The organism is Anabaena lutea FACHB-196, assembly GCF_014698305.1.
In the GTDB taxonomy this organism is placed as follows: Bacteria; Cyanobacteriota; Cyanobacteriia; order Cyanobacteriales; family Nostocaceae; genus Anabaena; species Anabaena lutea.
Map to the genome: position 1 here is coordinate 50,057 of NZ_JACJST010000031.1, position 10,744 is coordinate 60,800.

The 10,744-nt window shown below is 37.0% G+C and carries 8 protein-coding genes and 1 pseudogene; all 9 read left to right on the forward strand.

Annotated features, from left to right (window positions below; all coding sequences use genetic code 11):
* Position 1: 1 nt before the first annotated feature.
* The 9 genes and pseudogenes from H6G59_RS24065 to H6G59_RS24105 all read left to right on the forward strand — a co-directional run bounded on the left by H6G59_RS24065 (position 2) and on the right by H6G59_RS24105 (position 10,431).
* Positions 2 to 1,147: a DUF1822 family protein gene (locus H6G59_RS24065; RefSeq protein ID WP_190719573.1), complete on the forward strand. Its 1,146-nt coding sequence runs from the start codon at positions 2 to 4 to the stop codon at positions 1,145 to 1,147.
* A gap of 241 nt (positions 1,148 to 1,388) precedes the next feature.
* On the forward strand, positions 1,389 to 3,749 hold the full coding sequence (locus H6G59_RS24070; RefSeq protein ID WP_190719576.1) for a CHASE2 domain-containing protein: 2,361 nt from the start codon (positions 1,389 to 1,391) through the stop codon (positions 3,747 to 3,749).
* 356 nt (positions 3,750 to 4,105) lie between these two features.
* A pseudogene (locus tag H6G59_RS27900) lies at positions 4,106 to 4,762 on the forward strand (acyltransferase); the annotation flags it as partial.
* On the forward strand, positions 4,754 to 5,314 hold the full coding sequence (locus tag H6G59_RS27905; protein WP_422603041.1) for a GAF domain-containing protein: 561 nt from the start codon (positions 4,754 to 4,756) through the stop codon (positions 5,312 to 5,314). The pseudogene H6G59_RS27900 and the gene H6G59_RS27905, both read left to right, overlap by 9 nt.
* 280 nt (positions 5,315 to 5,594) lie before the next feature.
* Positions 5,595 to 6,680 (forward strand): glycosyltransferase family 4 protein, encoded by a 1,086-nt coding sequence (locus H6G59_RS24085; RefSeq protein WP_190719579.1) that lies wholly within the window; start codon positions 5,595 to 5,597, stop codon positions 6,678 to 6,680.
* Positions 6,681 to 6,765: 85 nt separating this feature from the next.
* Positions 6,766 to 7,770: a glycosyltransferase family 2 protein gene (locus tag H6G59_RS24090; RefSeq protein ID WP_190719581.1), complete on the forward strand. Its 1,005-nt coding sequence runs from the start codon at positions 6,766 to 6,768 to the stop codon at positions 7,768 to 7,770.
* 38 nt (positions 7,771 to 7,808) lie between these two features.
* Positions 7,809 to 8,273 carry a hypothetical protein gene (locus tag H6G59_RS24095; protein ID WP_190719585.1) on the forward strand — a complete coding sequence of 155 codons (465 nt, stop codon included), beginning with the start codon at positions 7,809 to 7,811 and terminating at the stop codon, positions 8,271 to 8,273.
* Between the two features lie 408 nt (positions 8,274 to 8,681).
* Entirely contained in the window at positions 8,682 to 9,137 is a 456-nt protein-coding gene (locus H6G59_RS24100) for a hypothetical protein (protein ID WP_190719588.1), read from the forward strand.
* Between the two features lie 550 nt (positions 9,138 to 9,687).
* A complete protein-coding gene (locus tag H6G59_RS24105) occupies positions 9,688 to 10,431 on the forward strand; it encodes a DUF928 domain-containing protein (protein ID WP_242038969.1) in 744 nt (247 codons plus the stop codon).
* Positions 10,432 to 10,744: the final 313 nt, after the last annotated feature.

The following is a 10,744-nucleotide window of genomic DNA, read 5'->3' on the forward strand; positions in this document are numbered from 1 at the left end:
TATGTCTCTGTTCTGTGTCCCCCCTACCCAACTGTGGTTAGAGGTTTCTTTAGAGGTACAAAACCAATCTTGGCAGCAAAGCCAGTCTTTTGTGAGTCCTCTCGGTCGTTGGAATGCCTTTCTTAATCAAGTATGTCTCAGTACCTTTTTGCCTTGGTTGCAAACAGAATATGCACCAGAAGCTACTTTAGAAACCCTTCCCGATATTTGGGAAGTAGTTAGCGGTACTGCTATAAATCTGGATACAAAGCGCCTGATTCTGATTCCAGATAAAAATTTAGAAACTAGAGAATTTCATGTTCCCCAAGAATGGATAGATATTCCTAAGTTAGCTGGAGATTATTATCTAGCAGTACAAGTTAATCCTGATGGTGCGTGGCTGCGAATTTGGGGTTATACCACCCATGAGCAGTTAAAAAATCAAGGTAGCTATGATCCTCAAGAGAGGACTTATTCTCTGGAAGCCAATCAGATGATTGAGGATTTAAATGTGCTTTGGGTTGTACGGCAATTGTATCCTGAAGAACAAACACAAGTAGAAATTTCTCCTTTGCCTATTTTATCAGCTACCCAAGCAGAAAACCTCAAGCAGAGATTAGCAAATCCCACAATTATTAATCCTCGCTTAGAATTGCCCTTTGAAATTTGGGGAGCATTATTAGAAAGCGAAGACTTTTTCCAACAAACACAGAATTCAACAATTGTTAATTTGCGTCAGTGGTTTGAGAATGTTGTTACCAATAGCTGGCAAACAATAGAATCTTTATTTGGTGCAGAATCAAATTTAGCCTTTAGCTTTCGTCAAACTAATGATGTTGTTGAAGAATCAATTCGACGGGTAAAAGTTATTGATTTACCTACTCAAGATGGTAATCAAGCAGTGGTATTGATGTTGACTGTGATAGCAGAAACAGATGGAAGAGTAGGAATTCGCGCTCAGTTATATCCGAATAATCGCAATTCTTATTTACCAACTAATGTTAGACTAGCATTGATTTCCACATCAGGCGATGTTGTGCAATCAGTAGCAGCAAGGGAAGCAGATAATTCTATTCAACTGAAAAGGTTTCGATGTCCAGTGAATACAAGATTTAGTATTCAGGTTGCTTTAGATGATTTCACCTTCACAGAAGAGTTTGAATGTTAATTAAATGTCTGAATTATCTCGTTTATCTCGTTCCCAGGCTCTGACTGGGAATGCCATCACAGAGCCTCTGCCTCTGATATCATCGTTGCTAGAGCCATAGACAGAGCCTACTAAAATTCATTCTCATATAGAATATAGGAATGAGAAAATGAGAAATAGGCAGAGCCTACTAAAATTCATTCCCATACAGAGTATGGGAACGAGAAATTAATTACAAATTACAAATTACAAATTACCAACCATGAGTAAATTGATCGTCCTAAATTTAGGAAAAGGAAACTTACACCAAGGGTTTCCCACGGTCATAGCTCAACTTTGGCAAACGGATATTCCTAATCCCATGCAATTTACAGGTGGATTACCTGCTGCACCACAATTAGAGCATCTTTATCAACGTTGGCAACAATTGTATACAGCTTTGTATGCCAGTTTAGGATGGCGTAGTCACAACATTTCTGCATTTGAAATTGATGAAGAAGACGTTACCCATATTTCCCAAACTGAGTTTGAAAACCTCTGCCAAGAATTACAAAAAAGTCTGAATATATGGCTCAATAGTTTGCTGTTTCTGAATATTGACCGCAAACTGCGTACTCAACTTTTACCTACAGATGAAATTCGCTGCATTATTACTTCTGAATGCCATCAAGTTTTACAGTTGCCTTGGTGTTTGTGGCATTTTTTTAATGATTACCCATTAGCAGAAATAGCCCTCAGTCCTCCTGAATATACCCGTGCAATTAAAACCAAGCAGAGAAAGACTAATGGTAAAGTTAGAATTTTAGCTATTTTAGGCGATCGCAATGGCATCGATCTGGAAAAAGACCAAAATTTACTTCGACAATTACCTAATGCTGAACTCAAATTTTTAGTTGAACCCAACCGTTCCCAACTTACAGAACAATTATGGGAATCTGGTTGGGACATTCTCTTTTTTGCGGGGCATAGTTCCAGCCAAGGGAAAGGGAAAATGGTACTAAATGCTCGCGAAACTTTGACCATTGATCAATTAAAGTATGGTTTACAAAAAGCGATCGCACAAGGTTTGCATTTAGCAATTTTTAACTCTTGTGATGGTTTGGGCATAGCAGAAGATTTAGCTGATTTGCATTTACCTCAAGTGATTGTCATGCGAGAACCTGTGCCAGACCGGGTTGCACAGGAATTTTTAAAGCATTTCCTCGCTGTTTTTTCACGAGGACAAACTTTGTATACAGCAGTTAGGGAAGCTAGGGAAAGGTTACAGTCTTTAGAACAGGATTTTCCCTGTGCTACTTGGTTGCCCGTGATTTGCCAGAATCCATCGGAAATATCGCCAACATGGCCAGATTTGTGCGGTCAGCAGTCTGGTTCACAGTTGTCACGTGCCAATTTACAACAGTTACCAATTGTTTGTTTTAGTAGTTCAATTATTACTTTTTTGATAGTATTAATACGGTTGTTTGGAGGAATGGAAGCCCTAGAAATAGGAGCATTTGATCAATTAATGCGATCGCGCCCCAAAGAACAACCAGACTCTCGGCTATTGGTTGTAACCATTACTGACCAAGATATTCAAGCCCAAGGACAAGAACCCAGACAAGGTTCACTTTCAGATAAATATCTCAACTTGTTGCTGGCAAAACTCGAACAATATCAACCCGCAGTCATTGGTCTAGATATATACCGGGATTTTCCCGTGAGTGCCAATCAACCAGAACTAGCCAAACGGATGCAAAAAAGCGATCGCTTGATTGCTATTTGTAAACGTGCTGACCCAGAATATGACCCCACAGGCGTTTCACCTCCACCGGAAATACCAGAAACACGGTTGGGTTTTAGCGACTTTATCGAAGACAACGACAGTGTAATGCGCCGTCATTTGGTAGCAATGACTCCCAACCCCATCTCATCAACTTGTACACCAGCTTATGCCTTCAGCACTCGGTTAGCATTTTTATATCTGCAATCACAAGGAATCACAGCCAAATTTACACCAGATTGGGATTTACAACTAGGGAATCAAACCTTCGGACGTTTGCACAAACGAAGTGGCGGTTATCAGTCTATAGATGCACAAGGCAGTCAAATCCTGCTGAACTATCGTTTTTCACCCTCTGTGCAAGCGTTGGCTTCGCCCGCCGCAGGCATCGCCCCACAAGTTACCATGAGCCAAGTATTAAACGGGCAAATTAACCCCAATGCCGTTAAAAATCGCATTATTCTCATTGGTGTAACCAGTAACAGCAGCAGTGATTATTGGTCTACACCATACAGTAAAAGCCCATTAAAAGTTGTACCAGGCATATTCATCCAAGCACAGATGGTGAGCCAAATTATCAGTGCTGCATTAGACAACCGACCCTTGTTATGGGTTTGGACTCAATGGGGTGAAATCTGCTGGATTTGCTGTTGGTCTTTAACAGGTGGATTACTAGGCTGGTATTTTCGGAAAATTAGATATTTAAGTATTGCGTTAGCTACGGCAATAGGCACAATATCTGGACTCTGCTTGTTCATATTAATTCAAGGAGGTTGGATACCCTTAGTACCACCTCTAATTTGCTTAGTAGTTTCTAGCATTCAAGTTACCTATATCAGTAAAAAATTACAGAAATTTTAGATATTAAAAGTATATTAAAAACTTAGGAAAATTACGTACACAGTTATATACAAAAGGTAGGTAGCAAGGCGCACTTACGGTTCTGATGCGGCGGGATTATAGCGATATAATCTTGCTATCCGCCCACGGTGATGCCGTATTTTACAGAAGTTGCATATATGTGGACGAATATTAGTAATAAAGACATAATCAGATAAATCACAACTAAAACATAATCCTTAACTTGCTTAAAAATGAAACATAATTTTGATTTAATTATCTTCAGGGATTAATACTGCTGAAAAAATATAGCAATTTTTCGGCTTACAAAATTTATTCGTAACCATCCTCACTTTTTAATTTAACAAAAAATTACAATGGTTAGTCAGGAATACATCTCTCATTGGAAACATATCCAAGAAATTTTATTAACCAATTTATTTGGATATTTACCCACAAATATTATAGGAGGCAAATTAAGAAATTTACTATATCGTAATATTCTTCATAAAATAGGTAAATCAGTTTTTCTTGAAAATAATGTTAAAATTTTTAATGCTTCTTGTATTGAAATTGGTAATAAGGTGCAAATTGCACGGAGTGTTAATTTAGATGCAAGATGGCACTCAAATAATAAAATATATTTAGCAGATGAAGTCAGCCTTGAACAAGGTGTTGATATTAGGGCATTAAACAACACTTCTATTGAGATTTATGAAAGAACCTTTATTGGCCCTTACGTCTGTATTGCCGGACCTGGCAATATCAAAATCGGTAAAAACTGTTTAATTGCAGCACAAACAGGTTTATTTGCTAATAATCATCTTTATTCAAATCCTACTGAAAATATTAACTCTCAGGGTGTTAGTCGAGAGGGAATTGTAATTGAAGATGATTGTTGGTTAGGCTCAGGGGTAAAAGTATTAGATGGGGTAAACATTGGAGAAGGCAGCATTATTGGTGCTGGCGCTGTTGTTACTAAAGATATTCCTCCTTTCTCTGTTGCAGTAGGTGTACCAGCAAAAGTGATTCGCAGTCGTAAGGAATATTGCAAAGACGGCTGCCGTCTTCCTATTCTGCTCAGTACATCTCTTGCCCAAGTAGAAAAGGCTGCTAAAGTAAACTATCAACATCTCCAGAACATCAACAATACCGCCAGATGTGATTTACTTTTTAAAAAATTACTTCACTCTATCTGCGAAGTCATGAATGTCGATACTGTTACAGTTCTGCTGCCAGCAGAAAAAGAACAACAATTATTTGTGTGTGCGACTATTGGGTTGGAGGAGGAAATTAGAGAAGGCATTCAAATTCCATTGGGTTGTGGATTTGCAGGTAAAATAGCAACTAGTGCCAAGCGAATAATTGTAGATGATCTGTCAAAAATAGAAGTTGTAAGCCCTATTTTACGTAATAAGGGAATCCGGTCAATAATGGGTGTCCCGTTACAACTAAAAGACCAAGTATGCGGTGTCTTGCACGTTGGCAAATTTTGTCCTTACCAATTTACGAACGATAGTGTACAGCAATTACAGCTTATTGCTGATTGTATGGGATTAGCAATTGAACCATTATTAAAAATCTAAAAGTAAAATAGTGGTGAAATTTAATTTATTACAGTTGAATTATATTATGTGACAGGGAATAGGTCACAGGTAACAGATTTGGAAGTCTGATTAAGCATCTTGGCTGTTGCTATAAAACCTTGAGTAAGTTGGCGTTAAAAAATCAACTTATGTAACAAAATGTAAATTCAACCAATACCTTATAAATAGGTCGTTTCACCGTTTTTACAAAACTAAACATATATCAGTTTTATCGTGCCGACTTACTTAGTTAAAAACCGCAATTAATTAGAGATTTTTTATGAAAAAGCTTATTGTTTACATTGCTGAAGTTCTTTTAAGTGAAGAGACTGGTATGGGAAGAGTTGCTTGGCATTGGAAAAATGAATTTGAAAACCGAGGCTACGAATTTCTACACATTGGACCAGCAGAAACAGGGCGAGTTGCTCATAAAGCATTCTTCCCTTATGCAGCTCGGCGATTCTATAATCAGCTGGGTCGGGAAGCATCTCTTTTTATAATTCATGAACCTGCCTCTGGGTTTTTCCTATCATTTAATATTCCTATTGTAGTAGTTAGCCATGGTCTGGAGAGAAGAGCCTGGGATTTTGAATTGCATGGCAAATATGGAAGCTCTCAAAAATTAAAATTACGGACAAAGCTTCTTTTTCCCTTATGGAGACTGCATTATTGTGACTTAGGTTTAAAAAAAGCGAATCTTTTATTTATGTTAAATCAAGAAGATTCTGAATTTGTTCAACGATATTATCATCGAGATTCCCAAGATATTTTCTTATATAAAAATGGAATTTATCCCTATGATTTAAATGAAACAGTGCAGACTAACGAACCATTCACTATTCTTTTTATGGGTTCTTGGGTTGAGCGCAAAGGAATTAAGACACTAGTTGATGCTGCTCATATTTTGCATAAACAAGGCTTATTCTTCCATTGGTTACTTGCTGGTACAGGTCTTGACCATGAGGCTGTTTTAGCTTCTTGGCCAAAGGATCTTCATCCTTATTTAGAAATAATTCCCAAATTTTTTGTATCTGATGAGCTTAATCTCTTTATCCGTTCTCAAATCTTTATTCTGCCTAGCTTTTTTGAGGGGCAACCTTTAGTGTTATTACAAGCAATGGCATCTGGACGCTGCTGTATCACGACAAATTGCTGTGGTCAAAAAGATTTGATTAATCATGGGTATAACGGGCTACTGTATGAACCGGGTGATGCAGAGAAGTTAGCTTCTCTAATACAAAAGTGTGCTAGCGATAGCCAGTTGAGAACGACTCTTGGCAAAAATGCCAAAACTTCAGTCCAAAATCGGTCATGGAAAGAAGTGTCTGCTGAAGTAGTGGAACGTGTAGAAGCTTTGTTGAATTAGAGCTAACAATAATATTATCCAGTGAACGATTTGTGAGAGATGATTGCTGAATTTTTAGTTTAGATGCTGTGAAATTTTCCTGATTATGAATAAATTGCTGACCATAGCTATACCCACATTTAATCGCGCTAAATTGCTTGATGAGCAGCTAGAATGGCTTACTCAAGAAATCAAAGGCTTTGAATCTGAGTGCGAAATTTTAATTTCTGATAATTGCTCAACTGATGATACTCAACAGATTATCGAAAAATGGCAAACAATTCTTAGTAATACCACATTTAAATCTCATAGGAATATAGAAAATATAGGGTTGATGAAAAACATTATTCACTGCATAAATTTAAGTGAAACAAAATATGTATGGACAATTAGCGATGATGACAGATTTTCAAATGGAGTACTTACTTATGTTATTAGCAAAGTTAAAAAACATGAAGATTTGTCATTATTGTTTCTTAACTTTTCTGGTCGGAATAAAATTACTGGAGAAGCAGTCCATCCACCAACAATTATTGGAAACCGCTGGTTTGATATCGAGACTGAAGATGATTGTAGTAATGGCAAAGCTATATTTGAATATTGCTTTTCAAAAAGTATTGGTGCAGTTAGCCTCTTAAGCGCCACAGTATATCGTACTGACTTAGTACAAAAATCTCTAAAACTTTGGCAAGATGCTTCAAGTAATTGGGTGTCTTTAGCCTATTTAGCCGGCTATTGTGCTGCTAATGGCAGTGTAATTGTCAGTAAAGATATTTATTTAGAATGTACTGTTGGTGTGAGCTATTGGCAGAAAGAGCCAAAGTGCGCGCTGTTAGCCCAGTATAAACACATCCCAGAAATGATTTTAAAACTAGAAGAGAGTGGATACTCTAAACAATTTTGCAGGGGGATGATTTTATATAAAGCTAGAGAAGTTAACTTAAAAGTCTTTTTGGGTGCTTTAAGAAGATGGCCTATCTTGACCAGCAATATAATTATTTATTTTTTAAATTCAATTATTTTAGCTGCTTTTTGTCTAATTGATTTAAAATTCCAGAATTTCATAAACAAGCTGAAAAAAAGTTTAGAACCTATGGGTTTTCAGTTTTAAAACTGTGGTTGCTAAGGAACTCAACAAAGGTAATGGTAATGCCCAAATTATATCATCCCCAAGTTACTGCTGCAATTGAAATTTTTGCTACTAACTACTTCTGCTGTGCAGAACTTGATGCCCAGCTTGCACTTGATTACTGTGAAGCAATCGATGAACTTTTACTAACTCGAAATGCAGATTTTTTTCCATATTGTGGCATATGTCTTACCCAGTTAGTAAGAGACATCAATAATCTAATTCCACCAATGGATATTGCTCTCAATAATTTCAATAATGATAAGATACACCACAAGTTTCTTGTCGGTAGAGAAGGTATAGTCAGTCCAGTTCTATATTTAAGAATTGCCAAACACTATATAATCAATCAAAACTGGAATAAGCTTGAATATGACCTCACCGCTCTTGCAACTGAGAAATACGGCTGCGATGAATATGGAGTAACTGAAAACACAGATAGTAGTTTTCAGTATAGATTTTGGTGGGATTACAGCAAAATTTAAACAACACTCTTGAAAGTAGCCAATCAGCCAGCAGCCATTAGTCTAGATATATACCGGAATTTTGCCGTGAGTGCCAAGCAGTAAAAAAAATACAGAAATTTTAGATATTGCAAGTGTATTAAAAAATTAGGCAAATTACTCACAAAGCCATATACAAAGAGACTTTCAACCCTATTCCCTGCGGTATATCAATAAACCCAACAAATTGAGGTAAAAGTCTTTCTGTATATACACTTGAGGCTATTTTATCGAATTTTTTGGTCTAAGTTCTACTAAAAAACTTTTTATTTTGCTCTGATTTGAGTGCATAAACCTCACAACTGGAACGTGTAACTCATCAAGAAGTCAAATGGCTAACACCAGACTTCTGAACAAACTGTATAAATTGATTGAATTAAGGAACTGAACATGAATATTTACCCTAACAAACAAATGAAGTCTTTTTTATTAATCTTGGCTACAACTTTTGGAACAGCTTTATCAGTTGTTAGCACTGTTAATTCTGCTTTTGCCTCAGAATTAACAGCTAATAAAAATTCAGCAGTAAATAGCAGAAATATAGCCAGAGTAACTACTTGTCCCAAATATGCGGGAGGAGGAAAGTTATTTGCCAAAATTGAAACTCGTAATTTTATTATTCACCTTTGCAATCGTCGTGGAACGCTGTTTTATACAGGCATTTCTAAGCAGAATGGTAGAGGAATTTATTCTCTGCCAACTTATTCAGAAGAAGGAATAGGAATTATTGCCAAGAATGGACAATATGAATATGTTGTTACTGGGGCTGAACTAAGCATTGCCAAGAATGGCAAACTTTTACAGTCCGAACGTGTAATTAAATATGTTAGTGGCAACTCCAATTAATTATAAAGACAAAATCCTGAAGGAGCAAATTCTGAGGAACCTCGAAACTTGTTATACCATTTCTTTATGAAGATGCGCTTTATTGGCGGATGTAGAGACGTTCCATGGAACGTCTCTACGGTATTTATTTGGCGCAACTTTACACAGAATTGGTATTAAACAGTAAATGTTAGTTTACAGTGCAATATGACTGCGATAAAAAAATAGACTGAAAATCCATGCAGTGGAAACCTAAGAACCCAAAAAGTTTTTAGGTTTTAACGTATTTAGAACACACTCTGAATATCTGGATTACTTTCTTCCTTTGTGCTGACTCTGCGAGAAACCACTCTGCATCTATGGGTGTGATCTAAAAATGTGGTTCATTTACACAAAAATAGCTGTAAATTGGGGATAAAAGCCAATAGAGGGATAAAGTCTTTACAGTCAGGAATCAAGCGCATATTCATAAAAAACAAGTATAACAAGTTATATACATTGTTTCATCAAAAAATTAATTGTTGCTATGAAAAAGATACTTTGTTTTCATACTTTCTCCCTCATCTCTGCAATGACCTGGAGCATATTTAACTTACCAGGAAATTGGCAAAGTGGACAGGCTCAAACCCCAACACCAACTACTCAAATACAATATATTGCACCAGGAGTGCAGGAACAGCCAGGAGAACCCAGAGGCCGACGTAAAGGTGGGGGTAGCCGAGGCCCATGTAAGCAGTATACAAACCTCACGGCTCTAGTACCCATAACTAAAACAAGAACGAAAGATTTCGTTTGGGGAAACTCAGCATCTCCAAATCCCACATTTTGGTTTTTAGTACCTGATAAGTTAACTCCCAAACTTCCTGTAGAGTTTGTGATTCAAGACGAAGCAGATAATTATGTCTATCAAACAAAATTTAATCCACCAGAAACACCAGCAGGTATAGTCAGTCTAGCTGTAAAACCTACAGTACCCTTAGAAACAGGCAAATCTTATCGTTGGACTTTTGCCATTTATTGTGATCCAAACAAGTCTTCTGCGTCCGTTTATGTTCGCGGTTCAATCACACAAGTTGACCTCAATCCAACACTGCCAAAGCAACTAGAAGCAGCTAAAACACCATTAGAAAAAGCTGCTATTTTTGCCAAAAATGGTATTTGGCATGATGCTTTAACAAGCTTGGGTGAACAAATGCAAAGCAGTAAAAATCAAGACCCTGAAATAACATTAGCTTGGGCTGAGTTGCTTAAACAAGTTAATTTAGATAATTCGGCTTCTGCTTCTATTGTTCCTTGTTGCACATTCAAGAAATAGACATTCTACAATAGGGGTTGCTGAGAAAGTCTTTCCGTGAGGGGATAGGAGTCAGGAGTCAGGAGTCAGGAGTCAGAATAAGAAGGAGGTAAGAATAGTCTCGAATCTGTAAAAGTGATAGGTAAATGAAAGGTTTCAACGCCTATTCCTTGCACCTGATTTATCCTTTTCAACCCTGAAAGTGTTAATATATAAAGGTTTTTGGTTTATTCCTGAAGGGGGGACAAGATCAACTAAAAGACAGACTGTATAAGATTCATAGCTCTTAGACCTTGTTGATAATACTTACGCTTATTGGGATTAAGTCTCATTA

Coding starts and splice junctions, on each gene's coding strand:
- H6G59_RS24095 (WP_190719585.1), top strand. CDS start 7,809: ATGCCCAAATTATATCATCCCCAAGTTACTGCTGCAATTGAAATTTTT.
- H6G59_RS24065 (WP_190719573.1), top strand. CDS start 2: ATGTCTCTGTTCTGTGTCCCCCCTACCCAACTGTGGTTAGAGGTTTCT.
- H6G59_RS24100 (WP_190719588.1), top strand. CDS start 8,682: ATGAATATTTACCCTAACAAACAAATGAAGTCTTTTTTATTAATCTTG.
- H6G59_RS24085 (WP_190719579.1), top strand. CDS start 5,595: ATGAAAAAGCTTATTGTTTACATTGCTGAAGTTCTTTTAAGTGAAGAG.
- H6G59_RS24070 (WP_190719576.1), top strand. CDS start 1,389: ATGAGTAAATTGATCGTCCTAAATTTAGGAAAAGGAAACTTACACCAA.
- H6G59_RS24090 (WP_190719581.1), top strand. CDS start 6,766: ATGAATAAATTGCTGACCATAGCTATACCCACATTTAATCGCGCTAAA.
- H6G59_RS24105 (WP_242038969.1), top strand. CDS start 9,688: ATGACCTGGAGCATATTTAACTTACCAGGAAATTGGCAAAGTGGACAG.